Below are 14778 nucleotides of genomic sequence, written 5' to 3'. Positions count from 1 at the left end.
AGAGGTGGATGGATCGAAAAACTGTTGGTTGATGCGCTCCAAGAAGAGAAAGCGGCGCATGTTGTAGACGATATTGGCGAGCCCGATCCTCATGATGGCCCGGGTGATACCGACAGTTCGGACGAACAGACCCATTTGGAGGGTTCGAAAAACCCTCTGGTTTTGAAACCAGCTCTGTGATTCCATTTGTCCAGTTCTGACTGTGGGAATGGCGCTATGAAGCAGACTGGCTTTTTTGATGTTGAAGAGCGGCTTGCCCGGTTGAGCGGGCTTGGCGATCAGCTCGAAGCATTTTCCCGGACTGTGGATTTTGAGGTGTTCCGCCCTGATCTGGAGCAGGCTTTGGCCTATTCGGACGGCCGTAAAGGCGGGCGTCCGCCATTTGATCCGGTGCTGATGTTCAAGATTCTGGTGATCCAGACGCTGAACAATTTGTCTGATGAGCGGACAGAGTATCTGATCAACGATCGCCTGTCCTTCATGCGTTTCCTTGGTCTGGGACTGTCGAACCGTGTGCCGGACGCCAAAACACTCTGGCTGTTCCGCGAGCGCCTGACGCAGGCTGGTGCGATTGAAAGGCTGTTTGATCGTTTTGATACCACCCTGCGCAACGCCGGATATCTGCCCATGTCAGGCCAGATCTTGGACGCGACATTGGTGGCAGCTCCAAAGCAGCGCAATACAAACGCTGAGAAGGCAGATCTCCGGGCAGGACGGATCCCCGAAGGCTGGGAAGACAAGTCGGCAAAACTGTCCCACAAGGACAGGCATGCGCGCTGGACGCTGAAGTTCACGAAAGCAAAACGGCAGGAAGATGGAACCATGCCGTCCATGGACCTCGCCATCCCGTTCTTTGGCTACAAATCGCACATCTCCATCGATCGGAAGTTTCAACTGATCCGGAAATGGAAGACGACGGATGCCGCTGCCAGTGATGGTGCCAGGCTGCGCGAGGGCCTGCTGGATAAAGCCAATACCGCCTCAGGCGTCTGGGCCGATACCGCGTATCGCTCGAAAGCCAACGAAGACTTCATGGAAAAGCAGGGCTTTGTCTCAAAGGTCCACAGGAAAAAGCCGCATCTCAAGCCCATGCCCCGCCANCAGCGGTCCAACGCAGGGAAGTCGGTGATCCGGTCGCGTGTCGAGCATGTCTTTGCCGATCAGAAATCGCAGACGGGTCTGTTCGCCCGAACCGTGGGTATCACCCGGGCCACCATGAGGATCGGCCTGGCCAATATCGTCTACAACATGCGGCGCTTTCTGTTCCTGGAGAGGTTGAACGCGAGCGCGTAGCTATTCAGCGGGTGCCAATCCTCGATCTGCTCAAAACGCAGATCAAAAGCTACCCCAAAAACCGTCAATCAAATCGCCAAAAGCCTGAAATCAGAACCAAGGCACATCAATCAACGGTTCTTCGATCCCTCCATCTGCACGCCTCATCGCAACGGCTGTGAAAAAGGCACACCCGCAGCTTGCACCAAATATGTCTTTCTCACCTTCATTCATCAAAACCGGTATGAATGGATGAATACAATTAAAATCATATTCTGTTATTTCACAATCTAGACTAACAACGAAAGATTCGTAACCTTCATGATATTTTTATTTTCTTTCTATTTTATTCATATTTACTCCCCTATATATAATTTTTACATTATATTTTCTTTACTAAATAATCGTAAATTCTTCCGGATTACCCTCCCTGCAGCACCTTGAACTCGCCGTGATCTCCATAAGATCCGGCTTCGGGATCAGTCAGCACACACCATCGCTGCTCCGGGCCACAGCGGGTTATATCCTGCAACATCCCGGCCTGTTTCCAGTCCTGTTCCCGCTGCTCCATATGCCGTAGCTCTTCCGACAGAACAGCTTTGCGGTCCTCCAGCTGAACCAGACGTCCCTGCTGCCACAGCAGGAGTCCGGAGGTGATCAGCCACAGCCCGCCTCCCAGCACCAGCAACCCTGCCACAACCCGCAGAAACAGCCCCCAGGTGGCGTAATGGACCAGACGCTCCAGAGCCTGCACGGCGCGGCTCGTCTGCAACGGCAGATGATTCAGTTCGGAGCGCAGTCCTGAGAGGGTCAGCCGTACACTTTCCGTCCCGCTTGCCAGCATGTCCTCCAGACCGCGCCGCACTTCCGTCTGCGTGGCCTGCCGCACATCCCGCCTCCATCGTTCATGGGCCGCGTGCTGCTCCTGACGCTCCCGCGCCAGAGCCTCTTTCTCCCGTGTCAGTGCCTGCAACAGATCCCCGGACAGGGCCTGCTGACGCTCAGCCATTTCCAGCAGACCAAAGATCCGCCGTTCCGTTTCACTTACCATGGTGTCCGATCCCTCTCCGGCTGATACGGAATGCTACGCAGGCTCTGCAGCTTCCGGCTTTCCTCCATCATCCGGCGCTGCTGTCGCATCCTGTCCAGAACGCCCTGTTCATGGGCAGACAGACCCGCATACAGCGTCCGGGACGCCTCCACATTCTGCCGCACCACATTCCTGAACCACGCTTCCCCCTTCCTGACCGGATCCAGACGCTCCCAGTCCCGCAGAACCCTCTGCCGGAGAGGGGCATCCTGCTGCAGGGCACGGGCACAGTCAGACAGACCCCTCTTCACCTGTTCAGACACGGCCTGTCCGGGAACCAGACCATGAACGGCCTGAGCATAGGCCTGCCAGGACTGCCCCCAGTCCTGGCACCAGCGTTCAGCCTGCACGGCCAGCGCCTTCTCGCGCTGCCAGTCCCCATAAACTTTCCGGGCTTCAGCCCGTCCCTTTTGCAGAAAATCAGGAGACAGAAGATCAGGGTGTTCCGGATCTGATGTCTGCGCGGGTTTGGATGGGACAGACCCCTCTTTGCCAGCCCCGGAGGCCATTCCATCTTCTGAAACATCCCCTCCACGTCGTCTGGGAGATACGGCGTCTTCATCCCGGACAGGATAATCCAGCGTGGTATCCTTCAGCCGTTCGCGGGAAAGCCTCGCCACCAGCCCCTCCCGGCTGCCCACATCATCCCGGCTCCAGTGGACGGACACACTGTCCCGGTGCCGCGAGAGCGCCACGTAAGCCCCATGCCGGTCCATGCTTCCCGTCGCCAGCACATGCGTCCGGTCCACCGTCACGCCCTGTGCCTTGTGGATGGTCGCCGCATAACCATGATCCAGCGCGTCATATTCCCAAGTCCGTACGGCCACGGTCCGTCCGGTGCCCGTACCGTCCGGTCCGTCAAGCTGTACGGACAGGAGGACCCTGTCGTCCTCCATCCCGAACAGTCCCCGCACCGTCCCCAGAGTTCCGTTCTTCACGCCCAGATGCCGGTCATTGCGCAGAAAATACAGCCGGTCCCCCTGCGCAAACTGCCGCTCTCCCTGAGTGGTCATCACCGCAAGCTCAACATCCGCCTCGAGCTCGCCACGCTCCTGACGGATCCTGCGCGCCGCCTCATTGAGGGCGCGGACATCCACCCGCCGATGCGCCAGCATGATCGCGCTCTCTCCGGGATGCGCCTGACGTTCGGTGTCCCAGTCCGCCACCACACCGGACAGTGCCTCTTCCTGCGTCTGATGGTCCTGTACCAGGCCGGCTGTTTCATAACGCTCCAGTGCTGATCCTGTCCGGCCTGTCGCCAGCTCCTTTGTGGCCCCCTGCTGCCACTCCTCACGCTGCCGGCGCACCGTCGTGATCTCCACCGACCCGACCCGCTCGGCCACCGCCCGGAACGCTCCACCCGCCTCGATCGCCTGCAGCTGCTCGGGATCTCCCACCAGAACCACCTTGGCCCCGGCCGCACAGGCCGCAGACAGCACCCGCTCCATCTGACGTGACCCCACCATGCCGGCCTCATCGACCACCAGCACATCCCCGCGTTCCAGAAGACCGTCTCCATGACCCCAGGACAGTTCCAGAGACGCCAGTGTCCGGCTTGCAATCCCGGATCCACTTTCCAGTCCTTCCGCGGCAATCCCCGACAGCGCCGCACCCCGCACCCGGTACCCGGCCTTTTCCCAGGCTTTGCGGGCCACACCGAGCATGGTGCTCTTGCCTGTTCCGGCATAGCCCACCACGACAGACAGATCTCGGGACTTCGTCACCTCTCCCACCGCGAGAGCCTGTTCCTCCCCAAGCCCGGGTACGCGCATGGCAGCCTGCCGGATCCGCAGGGACATGGCATGGCCCTGTGTCTGCCCAAGCGTCACAGACATCTCGGCCAGCCGCTGCTCCACTGCAACCATATCACGCGTGCTGAACCGCTCCTGACCGCGTCCGTCCTTTCCGAGCGCCAGCAACTCCGGACAGGCTTCCACTTTCGCCATTACCTGAACGAACTGCTCCGGGTCCGCCGTGTGCCGGTCCACAAACCGGGCCAGGTCCTGACGGGTAAACGTACTCTGCTGCCGGGTCAGGGTTTCCAACACCAGAGAGGGCTCAGCCCGCAGCCGGTCGCCATTACGGCGTGCAATCCCGATATGGTCCGAAACACGCTCACTCTGTTCACCACGTACCTTCCGCCGGAAGGCGGAAGCACCGATCTTGTGCTGCGGTTCAAGAGCGATGCCCCGGGCTACGTTCGAGCGATGATCAACGCTCAGATCCAGATCATGCTCAGCCAGACAGGCATTAACCTGCTCTGCCCAACGCTGCCGCCAGATGGCCAGCAGAGCCGGTCTGTTCCACTCACGTTTCTTGAGGCCGAACCCGGTCCGTTTCTGTGCACTGTCCGGTCCGGAAACTTCCTCAACAGCCCGCAGAGAGAGCATGACATGGGCGTGGGGTCGAAGCAGTCCGTCTTCTTCTCCGATATCCCAGTGCACGTTGAGATCGGCCACCATACCGCGAGCGACAAACTGTTCGCGCACGAAGTCCTGCGCCAGGGCAATGGCCGCATGCTTTGGCAGCTCTCTGGGCAGGGCAAATTCGACTTCCCGCGCCAGCTGGGCATCCCTGCGGGTTTCAGTCCGCTCAACCTCGTTCCACAGAACCGAACGATCGTTCCATCGCTCTGGAGCGCCAGTCGGAAGAAGGATTTCCGAATGCACGACCCCGGTCTTGTTCGTGAAATCATGCGTCCGCTGCAGGCGGTCGTCTTCGAGCCGGGACGCAGAGCGGTAAGCCGCCGCAGCTACGGCACTCCGACCGGTCGCACGGCTGATCAGTTTGACCGAGAGGTGATAGATCGCCATGGCGTCAGCGGGTCAGTTCGAAAAAGCGCACGTCATGCAATGACGTATAAGCGCGCACTCGCTAACGAAACGTAAACGGTTGGTCAGTCATAAGGGAGACGTGACGGGCGGCGCGCTGCGCCGCAGGCATGCAGGACAACCTTACGGGACGGAACAGGGACATGCGCAGACCGCGGGATATTGATGCCGAACTGAAAGCCCTTCAGGAAAAAGCGAAACAGCTCAGAGCACAGCGGACCATCCAGCTGGGAGAGCTGGTTGAGGCAACGGGAGCGGACACGCTGGCCGTCGAGGCTCTGGCGGGGATCCTGCTGGCAGCCGTCGAGCAGGCTACGGACAAACCGGAAGCTGTCGCGAGGTGGAGCGAACGTGGACACGCCTTCTTTCAGGCAGGCGGAAAGAAGCACAGCCGGAAGGGCACTGAAAACCGTCAGAACGCAGCTTCTGACGCTTGAAAAACGGATTGGCAGACAGGACGTCCTGATCGCCCGTCATCAGGCACGAAAGGCACGGAGCGACATGCGGGACTGGGTAAAGGAACGGCGGGAACGGACCAGGCATCTGATCGAGCTCGGGGGACTGGTGCAGAAGGCCGGTCTCGTCGAGCTGACTGCCGATGACCGGGCCACACTGCTCGGAGCCTTCCTGGAGCTGGTAGAGCAGCTTCAGGGAGATGAAAACCCGTCTATCACTGACCTGAAAACACGCTGGCGACGACGGGGGCTGAACCGCTTCCGCGCGGAGCGTCAGAACGACGAAGGAAACGGGTTATGATCGTTCAGAACGGAAGCCGGAAGTCGCGGGGGAAAATCGTTGCATGATCCAGATTCTGATTGCCTGCATGCTCCCGGTCAGCCTGATCGGACTAGCCATTCTGATCCCCAGGATTCTGAAACGGCTGGAAGGTCTTTCCTCAGATCAGAAAGGGGAAACGTCTTCCTCAGCTCCGCTCCCGAACACTGATCTTGTTCTGACGGAACTGATGACCTCATACCCGTCACAGTCCCATCATCATGACAGTGCTCATCATGCTCCAGCGGCAACGTCCGATCCGGGCTCATCCGGAACGGACTGGTCGTCGTTCTGAGAAACATCCGGATGACCTTCCAGACCGAAGAACAGGGAGAGAAGGTCGTCCTGCCCCATGCGATCAAAATCCTCCGATATCTGAATCTTTCCCGTCAGAAAACCCAGACGCTGTTTGGGCTGTCCTGTGCAAAACGATGTTTTCATAAGCCATTACACCACCAGGACAGGGCGAGTTTCCTTCTCGCAATGAGAAGATCACCCCTGAGGATATCGGTATCAACAGCCTGATCGTCTGTATCACGCCACTTTCTTCGGTCGGCCGCCCTTTGCGCCATTCCGCCGAGCAGCGGCGGCTTTTGCCTCACTCGATGATGATCCCCCGGCACGTCCCATCTCCGCTGCCATCCAGCGTCTGGTGCCATAAACACCGTGGATCAGTCCCTCCACCAGAACGTCAGCGTCGAGACGCGGCCAGTGAAGACCCGTGCCCAACGGAGTCATCTCGATCTCGGCCAAGTCTGCCAGAGAGGCTCCCTGCAGGTCCTGCAACAGGTCCACAGGCACGCTCATTTCAACACCGTTCGAAAGCACGACATGAAGAGCACGTCGTGCGCGGATCAATCGTGCAGACACGGCATGAGGAACAGCAGTCCTGTGAAGGTCTCCTGCTTCACGAGCAGCCTGATAATTCACGTCATGCGCCATGTATCGTCTCCCATGCTTCGGCCAGCATCCCGGCATTGTCCTGAACAATCTCAAGTGCGTTCTGGATAGACTTATCCTTCATGCCGCCTGATCGGATCAGCCGGGCTTTTCTGCCAATCACGATCACTGCTTCGCCCTCTGCATTTATCACGTGGACATGCATCGGTTCATGGTCTGCCGTGTAAATCACAACACGAAATCCATTGATGCGAAGAAGCGTTGGCATGTTCTCTCATAACCTGAACGCTTGGGTTTTTCAATATAAAACGAAAAGCTGTTAGCCTGGATGATACGGCAATGCGCCAGAAGCCATACCGTATCCAGTACTCTCATCACGCTTGAGCCTCAGCCGCGCCTGCAAAGTGATCCTATACTCTTAGCACAGTTGTGAACCCTGACAGGGGCGTTTTCGGACAAACCTGTCCGTCAGTAACAATAGCCAGTATGAGCAGAAGATTGACATCAGACAGCTCATTTCCAACCTTGCCTTTTTACTTTTCAGGGCAATGCAACTCGCCCTGCCCGGGCTTGACGGTCAGTCTCTCCGGCAGTTGGGGCAGCCATCTTGGCGTGGTCCAAGCATGATTCCGCCATCATCAGAGCCAATGTTCGTTTCCCTCCATCGAAGGTCCGTAATGCTGGATTTTTGACTGTTCCAACCTCTGTTACAGTTTCACTTCTCGGAATCCGTATCCTCAGACCCGGTTGGTGAAGCGGTCTCCGGCTTCGACGGAACGGACGGTGATGTCCACCTTCCGCTGATAGATCTCAGAGCAGAGAAAGCGGATCTCCTCTTCGACTTCTTCGGGCGGCCTGTCGATGAACCAGGCTTTGGGCCGACCATCGGAACCGTCGTTCCAGCGGTATCCCCGAGCTTTGAGTATATCCTTGAGCTCGAAGGGCGCGTATTCGGCCCACAGACGCTTCCAGACTGTTCTGGCACGTTCCAGCAGGAGGGACAGGGCGGAGCGGCTCTCCGGGAAGCCTGTATGGCCCAGAAGGGCGATGGCAGCCTGACAGTCATCCACGGCCCGGTGCCCGTCAAAGAAAAATCCGGCCTGCAGACCCAGATGTCCCAGTTTGCGCCCCTCAAAGCCTGCCTGCTCCCAAGGAACGTCTTCCATGGAGCAGGCCCAGGGTCTGTTCACAAAAGTCGGGCAGAAACGTTCGAGGAAAGGACGATCGAATGCGGCGTTATGAGCAATTACCAGACTGGCATCCGGGGCGAAAGCCGCCACGTCATCAGCCGAGACGGTCTGGCCGGCCAGACGTTCGGGCGTCAGCCCTGTCAGATCCTGGACAAGGGAAGGTACTGGAATGGAAGGCTCTCGCAGACGGCTGAAGGCCGGTAGGGTTCCAAGTAGGATCCCGTCGATGCGGTAAATGAACGGGACCATGCCGATTTCGATGATTTCGTCTTGTCGGGGATCGAGGCCGGTGGTCTCCAGATCCACAAACAGACCGGTACGCAGCCCTCTGCCCTCGGGTCTGTGGTTCAGAACGGAAGGACGCAGGCGTCTGAGTACTCGGTAATCTTCCGAAGCCTCCAGACGGTTAGCCAGAGCGTCCAGAGTGCGGTCAGGAAGAGGAAAGTTGTCCACAGGCATTCAGGTTTCAAGATAGTTTTAAAGGGTTTTAAAAGGTTTTAGCTCAAAAAATGGATGATTATTCGTTTGTTTTCAGTACCTTGAATGTTTTTATTGCCCCCAATGTACGGGATTTGGCCCCCAATGTACGGGATTTGGCCCCCAATGTACGGGATTTGGTCCCCAATGTACGGTTTGTTCACATCCATACGTCTGTTTTTGCCTTGTTGAGGATGGAAAAGGCTGCTTCTATCTTGTGTCGTAGAGGCAGATTCGAACTGTCCGTACATTAGGGACCAGCATTGTTCCCCATCTGGAGAGACGAATTCCTATAAGTCATAACCAATAATGGACCAGAATTTCCTAGTTCTTCTTTAATATTATATTCAGGTAAATCGTTAGAATTAATAATTTTTCTCAAGTTTTCGGTGAATTTTTTCAAAGTTCCTGAACTACCGCTCCGATCATAAATAGTTTGAAATGACCATCTTGCTTCGGTCTTTCCCGCTGCACGGCGAGCTAACCTGTAAATAAATCGTCCTATGCCCGGATCTATTAAGAAATAATCTGGGTGAACAGTTAAAACATCTGGATTTTTTCCATCTGTTATTTCTCTATACATCCAATCTGCCAATTCTATTTCTATATATTCTGGTTTTCCAGTATCGCTTTTTATAACTTTGTATCTACTAATAAGAGGTTCCCCCTCATCAACAGTTATTGTTTTACCTTTACTATTTTTTTTAAATCTCTGAACTGCGACATGTGTTGTGTTTAATCTGATGCAGGTTTCGACTAGGTCATCTTTTTGTTTGCCACCATCGGAACGGCGACAAAAACGCAAAACATCTGCAACATGCGGACGAAAAATCCGGCTAGGACGTTCGGCTTTTCCTTCACGGAAGCGGTTCATTTGTTCTGTAAGATGCGAGACTGCCATAAGGACTAAGTCATAATCCCAGACTGAGGCCATACCAGCAGCTCCACCAGAAACTGTTACATGACCATCTGAGAGTTCATAGTGAATGATCTCACCTGCACGGCGATCTCGTTTAGATAAGCGAAAGACCGCTACATCCATAATACTACGAGAGTCCTTTGTACCTACATCATAAAGAGTGGGCACAAAAAAATCTGCTTGGCTTTCTGCTTTTGGAGCTTTGCGAATGGACATCTTATTGCTTCTCTTATCCCACCGTTTCATCCGAAAAGACAGAAAACCTTAAATACGATTATAAATTTCTACTGATTTCCGTATTTCTGTAAAAGAAGTTCACGGACTTCATCGGCAATTTTTGTCCCACGCATGGCACAAGAAGATTTAATCATTCGATGCAAGCTAGCTGGAACATCAATCGTAAGCCGTTTCATCGCTTCAGGCTCATCTGGGTTTTTCCGTGTTTCGACCCACGCATCAGCTGATGGTGAGATGGCTTTGTTCGTAGGCTTCATACCTATTTGGATTTTTTTTGCGCTCATTTGATGAATCCCACCAACTCGTCTTTAACAGCATCTATTTCTAGGGCAGCTGAACTCTGTGGATCTATTTCGTGTACTGACTTTCCTTGAGCCGCAGCTTCAGCGAAAATCACACGCTGAGTAATGCTCGATGTGAAAACCGGAACAGAATATGATGAGAGAGCTTCCTTTACATCTCGACCTATCGCCGTATTTGCGATTTTACGATTAACCACAAAAGCAGATTTCAATTTTTCTTTATAAATTCCAGCTTCCTCAATGAGTTTGACAACCTCGTCAGCAGCCCAAATATCATATGGGGAAGGCTGTACTGGGATTAGAATGAGATCTGATGCCATGATAGCGCTGCGTGCCAAATCGGTGACACGGGGTGGGCCATCGATAATAATATAATCGTAATCTTTTCCGATCTGATCTATATCTTTGTGTACGCTGGCCCGCGGCAATCCCACCACCGGGAAAAGTGGTTTTCCTTCACGGGCGGCTGCCCAGTCTAAAGCGCTACCTTGGGGATCAACATCGAGCAGGAGTACGCGAGCACCAGTATGGGCAAGACTTGCCGCCAAGTTAACACTCAGGGTCGTTTTCCCAACCCCGCCTTTTTGATTCAGAAGACCAATTATCATACCGAATTCCTTTTTTGTGTTTTTACGATTAAGCGTAAAAATGTTCAATCGCATTTAATGTAATAATTTTGTACGATTTTCAGGTTTGAGCTAATTCCACATTTTTCTGGCAATGGTCTGCTCCTCGTCGCCGGAGGCGTTGGCATAGATGGCGGTGGTGGAAAGCTGGGCATGACCGAGCCATTTCTGCACGAGATTGAGCGGAATGCCGGTGGAGACCGCCGCCACGCCAAAGGCATGCCGCAGACCTTTGGGGGAGGCGGCCGGTCCGGACAGATCAGCCTCATCCATGACCCGGTGCACCATCCGCCAGCCGGTCATGCGGGCCACCGGCCACAGACGCAGGGAGCGGCCCCGGTCCCGACGCGCCTGCGCTTCGCGGACACCGTGCACCAGATCAAGGGCGTCGAGCAGGGCAGGGGGGACGGGCACGGCCCGGTAAATCCCGTCCTGACGCTTCTTCAGACTTTCGAACACCAATACGCCGCCAGCCAGATCCACCCGGTCGGCGGTCAGGGCCAGGGCCTCGGACAGACGGCAGCCCGACCAGGCCAAGGTCATGGCGAGGGTGCGGACATCGCGCGGCGCCCGCTCGGCCGCTTTCAGGAAAGCGGTGCGCTCGGAAACGGTCAGATATTTCCGTGCCCCCGAGGGATCAAACAGCTGCATCCCCGTCTGCGGCGCCCCGCCGCCGCCAGACGGCGTCTTCCTGTTACCCCCCCGAGGTGCAGGAGCCTGAGGCTCCTGCCGGGAGCGCGAGGGCAGCGCCCTCGTTTTCACCGTCACATCGCTTGCTGTCATCCGTCCATATCCTCTCGATAGCCCCGACCCTGCTTTACCAGCATCCACTCTTTCTGAGCGGCAACCGGATCACCAAAGAGATCATCCTGCAGGGTCAGACGGTAGAACCGCCAGCAGTTGGTCGCCGGATCAATCCGCTGCAGACGGGCGCTCTCGGGAAAGAGGCTGAACTGGCGGGACGGGGCCGTTTTCGGAGCTTTGGGCATCAGATCCCGAAAAGTGTAACAGGTCCGGATCAGAACCGTCAGGGGCTTTTTCTCCAGGGATGCAGGTTTTCGGGTCTTTTCCGCCGATTGTGAGAGCGGAACAGGGAGGAGCTGTGTCCCCAGGCATGGGAGCGGAAGGCGCGTTGTGTTACACTATAGGTAATAGGGTAACACACAGCTTCCTTTGATATTTAAAATTCATAAATGATTTTTTCTTATATTTCATTATCGATGGCTGAAATTCTTATTGTTAACCTCGGATAGGCCAGAGACCACTAGGGTCTGTTAGGTCTTGAGATAATCTGCGGTTGCTGCGATGCAGATGATGGCCATGAAGGAAGCGGCGGTTTTCTCGTATCTTGTAGCAACCGCCCTCCACTCCTTAAGACGATCCCAGAAGTTTTCGACGAGATGTCGGTGCCGATAGGCCCATTTGGGGCAGGCGACCGGAGCCTCGTTGCGTTTCGGCGGGATGACCGGGCGCGAGCCTCTGTCCCATAAAGCTTCTCGAAACTGGTTCGAGGCGTATCCACGGTCGCAAACGACATAGCGTGGGGCGTGCGGCAATGCGTTAAGGAGCGCCATCGCTGACGGCAATTCATGTGTCTGACCTGGCGTCAGGGTAAACGATAGGGCTTTTCCGCGTCCGTCTACAGCGACACAGACCTTGCTGCCAAAGCCTCCACGTGAGCGACCAAGTGCTTCACGATCGCTTCGGCTGCCTCTGAGTCCCCCTTTTTGGCGGCTCCCGCCGCCTTGTGATGCGCCCGAATGTTTGTGCCGTCGAGAAAGACCATGCCGAGGGACGGGTCACCGTCTTTCAATCGCTCGAAAAGAGCCTGCCATACCCCGAGCTTTGTCCAGCGAAGGAAGAGCTGTGCTGCGGTCCACCATGGGCCGAGGTCCGACGGGACGGAGCGCCATTTCGATCCATTCTGGTGGCGCCAGAATATGGCCGAGATGGTCCGACGAAGGTCACGCGGCGGCGTTTTGCCTTTCGGGCGAACGGCCTCGATCAGGGGCTCCCAGACTTGCCACGCATCATCGGAAATCACAGACTGCATCGTGCTCATCACACAAAGCTATGCACGTCCGCCAGTCTTTCAAGACCTAACAGGCCCTAGGTATTTTCCTTCTCAGTGACAGGTAGCTGCTTCACAGAAGTCCGACGAATTTCAGTGAAAACACCTACCCAGAAATCCCTTCGGGCTTTGGTCCGAGCATACGAAGCGAAAGTAGCTCGGTCGCTTGCGATCATAGCCGCCTTTTCTCCGTAAGTTTGGAGAAGCTCATTGGCAGCCGACTTAATGTCGCTTGTCGCATCCATTATCGGTTTTTCTAATAATTTTTGAAATGGTGATTGCGGAATTTCAAGCTGATAAGAGGCACCAGAGACGTTCAGTTGGCCAGATGAAATGTCGACGCATTCACTGTCGGAAAGAGGAAGGACAAGTCCCATTTTCTCGGCGGCGTCCCAGTCGATCTGACTTGTCATGGTTATATCTCCATCTGTGATGAAACTATTTTGCGCTGGAGAGAATAACAAACAGTTAATCTAATTCGAATATTTGCGCGTGTGGCGGGATGGACGCGCTTTACATCAATCTCGCAACTGAAACGACAGACCCGAACCTGGAGGGGGCGAAAAATTCTCTGGTTTTGAGCTTTTCTCTGTAATTCCATCTCTTGTGTGATGACTGGAGGAGTGGCTCATGACGCAACCCGGTTTCTTGGACGTTGAAGAGCGGCTTGCTCGGTTGAGTGGGCTTGGTAACCTACTTGGAGCGTTCTCCTAGCAACTGTGTTTAAACGACGGGGCTAATGCGCCACGGCAGGCCTGTTTTCAGGACAGCATTTGCGATTGTGACGAGACGCCGCGCAATCGCGATGATGACTAGTTTATGTGACTTGCCCCGCTGTTTCATGCGCTTTGCCACAGCTTTCAGAACCGGATTATGACATGAAGCTGCCAATCCGGCCTGAAACAGGACATGGCGAAGAGATCTTCGTCCCCCTGAAATGACACGTTTCCCGCGCAGCGCGCCGCTATCGTGAGACATTGGTGCAAGTCCGGTCATGGCAGCGGCTTCGGTCGCTGTCATACGGCCGAGTTCTGGCATTTCTGCGAGAAGCATGGCGACTGATACCGGGCCGATACCGGGGATGGAACGGAGAAGTTCTGCTTTGGCAGAGAGTTCTTTGCCCTGTGCAATGACTCCTTCAATCCGTTGTTCGAGCTCGCTGATCTGGCTCTCAAGAAATGCTTTGAGACTGCTGTCCATATCCTCCAGTTCAGCGCTCACACCCTGCTTGCGACGCGCCGAAATCTGGGCAGAAAGCCGTTTACGCGCGTCTACCATCTGAGCTCTGCGAGCCGTTAATGCCCGGAGAAGCTGAAGTTTTTCATCTGGCAGTGCTCGGCCGGCCTCTGGGCGGACAACCATGAAGCGCGCAATCAGTTCCGCGTCGATCTGGTCGGTCTTCGCTCTCTTCCCCATGGAGAATGCGAAAGCCTTGATTTGTGCTGGTGGCAACTGGACCGCATTGATCCCCATACTTATGAGAACACGCCAGAGTGCCCATTCCTGTCCGCCTGTGGCTTCAAACCCAACCTTGAGATCGTCCGGCATACTCTGAAGGGTTTCCAGTAATCTGGCATAGCCATCAGGTGAATTTTGCAAACGGAATCTCTGTTTTCCGGGCAGACAGAAGCCATCAAGCCAGTCTCGGGACACATCTATTCCGATGATGGTTTCCGCAGACATATCACTCTCTCTTTCTTATGTTCGCGGTCCCAGAACCGGGCCGCCGTCAACTGTTCGAGACGGTGAAGAGAGGCGAGATCAGCCTGCTAGAAAACGTGGTCAGGCTACCAGATGTTAAGCGCTGTATCTCACCTCCTGAACGACCCTGGCCAGGGTCGTTCAGGAGGTCATCATATCAGGCTGGAAACACATAAGGTGTTTAGTCCCGTGTTTCGATGGTTTGGATTGATGATGAATCTTTCTGGCTCTGAAGTCCAGATTTTGCAGATGTATTCGTAAGGGGTGAGGCCGTTTAGGGTCTTGAGCCTTCGCCCTAAGTTGGAGGGATTGAAGAACCGTTGGTTGATGTGCCTTGGTTCTGATTTCAGGCTTTTGGCGATTTGATTGACGGTTTTTGGGGTAGCTT

General features: G+C 55.3%; 17 protein-coding genes and 1 pseudogene. 4 read left to right on the top strand and 14 right to left on the bottom strand.

Annotation, left to right across the window (positions count from 1 at the left end; genetic code table 11):
- Positions 1 to 216: 216 nt before the first annotated feature.
- Complete coding sequence (locus tag JK208_RS13335) at positions 217 to 1293, top strand: IS5 family transposase (protein WP_211576435.1); 1077 nt, start codon at positions 217 to 219, stop codon at positions 1291 to 1293.
- 400 nt (positions 1294 to 1693) lie between these two features.
- Here JK208_RS13335 and JK208_RS13330 read toward each other — a convergent pair whose 3' ends face one another.
- Together JK208_RS13330 and traA are read right to left on the bottom strand one after the other, a co-directional pair.
- Entirely contained in the window at positions 1694 to 2323 is a 630-nt protein-coding gene (locus JK208_RS13330) for a hypothetical protein (protein ID WP_211576434.1), read from the bottom strand.
- Positions 2317 to 5175 carry a Ti-type conjugative transfer relaxase TraA gene (gene traA, locus JK208_RS13325; RefSeq protein WP_211576433.1) on the bottom strand — a complete coding sequence of 953 codons (2859 nt, stop codon included), beginning with the start codon at positions 5173 to 5175 and terminating at the stop codon, positions 2317 to 2319. Before traA ends, JK208_RS13330 begins: the two co-directional genes overlap by 7 nt.
- Before the next feature lie 161 nt (positions 5176 to 5336).
- Here traA and JK208_RS13320 point away from each other — a divergent pair, with 161 nt between their 5' ends.
- The 3 genes from JK208_RS13320 (at position 5337) to JK208_RS13310 (ending at position 6262) form a co-directional block, all read left to right on the top strand.
- Positions 5337 to 5630, top strand: a complete 294-nt coding sequence (locus JK208_RS13320; protein WP_211576432.1) for a conjugal transfer protein TraD — start codon at positions 5337 to 5339, stop codon at positions 5628 to 5630.
- 64 nt (positions 5631 to 5694) lie between these two features.
- A complete protein-coding gene (locus tag JK208_RS13315; protein WP_211571864.1) occupies positions 5695 to 5949 on the top strand; it encodes a conjugal transfer protein TraD in 255 nt (84 codons plus the stop codon).
- Positions 5950 to 5992: 43 nt separating this feature from the next.
- Complete coding sequence (locus JK208_RS13310) at positions 5993 to 6262, top strand: hypothetical protein (RefSeq protein ID WP_211571863.1); 270 nt, start codon at positions 5993 to 5995, stop codon at positions 6260 to 6262.
- A 239-nt stretch (positions 6263 to 6501) separates the two neighbouring features.
- Here JK208_RS13310 and JK208_RS13305 read toward each other — a convergent pair whose 3' ends face one another.
- The 12 genes and pseudogenes from JK208_RS13305 to JK208_RS15915 all read right to left on the bottom strand — a co-directional run.
- The gene (locus JK208_RS13305) at positions 6502 to 6909 is read right to left on the bottom strand and encodes a DUF2442 domain-containing protein (protein ID WP_062446236.1); all 408 of its coding nucleotides are present in this window, start codon (positions 6907 to 6909) and stop codon (positions 6502 to 6504) included.
- Positions 6899 to 7135, bottom strand: coding sequence for a DUF4160 domain-containing protein (locus JK208_RS13300; RefSeq protein ID WP_062446233.1), 237 nt, complete (start codon positions 7133 to 7135; stop codon positions 6899 to 6901). Before JK208_RS13300 ends, JK208_RS13305 begins: the two co-directional genes overlap by 11 nt.
- 469 nt (positions 7136 to 7604) lie before the next feature.
- Positions 7605 to 8516 (bottom strand): 3'-5' exonuclease, encoded by a 912-nt coding sequence (locus JK208_RS13295; protein WP_211576431.1) that lies wholly within the window; start codon positions 8514 to 8516, stop codon positions 7605 to 7607.
- A gap of 268 nt (positions 8517 to 8784) precedes the next feature.
- A complete protein-coding gene (locus JK208_RS13290; RefSeq protein WP_231100940.1) occupies positions 8785 to 9669 on the bottom strand; it encodes a replication initiator protein A in 885 nt (294 codons plus the stop codon).
- Between the two features lie 68 nt (positions 9670 to 9737).
- On the bottom strand, positions 9738 to 9974 hold the full coding sequence (locus JK208_RS13285; protein ID WP_081109572.1) for a hypothetical protein: 237 nt from the start codon (positions 9972 to 9974) through the stop codon (positions 9738 to 9740).
- Positions 9971 to 10600, bottom strand: coding sequence for a ParA family partition ATPase (gene parA, locus JK208_RS13280; RefSeq protein WP_211571870.1), 630 nt, complete (start codon positions 10598 to 10600; stop codon positions 9971 to 9973). The genes JK208_RS13285 and parA overlap by 4 nt, the downstream gene beginning before the upstream one ends.
- A gap of 90 nt (positions 10601 to 10690) precedes the next feature.
- Positions 10691 to 11269, bottom strand: coding sequence for a site-specific integrase (locus JK208_RS13275; protein WP_211571869.1), 579 nt, complete (start codon positions 11267 to 11269; stop codon positions 10691 to 10693).
- Between the two features lie 128 nt (positions 11270 to 11397).
- Entirely contained in the window at positions 11398 to 11607 is a 210-nt protein-coding gene (locus JK208_RS13270) for a WGR domain-containing protein (RefSeq protein ID WP_211571861.1), read from the bottom strand.
- 285 nt (positions 11608 to 11892) lie between these two features.
- Positions 11893 to 12662 (bottom strand): IS5 family transposase gene (locus tag JK208_RS13265; protein ID WP_211571868.1). Its coding sequence is split into 2 segments (ribosomal slippage): positions 11893 to 12326 and positions 12326 to 12662, totalling 771 coding nucleotides; the frame shifts between segments, so codons are not numbered across the junction.
- Between the two features lie 65 nt (positions 12663 to 12727).
- On the bottom strand, positions 12728 to 13102 hold the full coding sequence (locus JK208_RS13260) for a hypothetical protein (protein WP_211571860.1): 375 nt from the start codon (positions 13100 to 13102) through the stop codon (positions 12728 to 12730).
- A 310-nt stretch (positions 13103 to 13412) separates the two neighbouring features.
- Positions 13413 to 14372, bottom strand: a complete 960-nt coding sequence (locus tag JK208_RS13255) for an IS110 family transposase (protein WP_211576430.1) — start codon at positions 14370 to 14372, stop codon at positions 13413 to 13415.
- A 170-nt stretch (positions 14373 to 14542) separates the two neighbouring features.
- A pseudogene (locus JK208_RS15915) lies at positions 14543 to 14778 on the bottom strand (hypothetical protein); the annotation flags it as partial.

The organism is Gluconobacter sp. Dm-74, assembly GCF_018256135.1.
In the GTDB taxonomy this organism is placed as follows: Bacteria; Pseudomonadota; Alphaproteobacteria; order Acetobacterales; family Acetobacteraceae; genus Gluconobacter; species Gluconobacter cadivus.
This window is presented reverse-complemented; position numbering and strand designations above follow the sequence as displayed.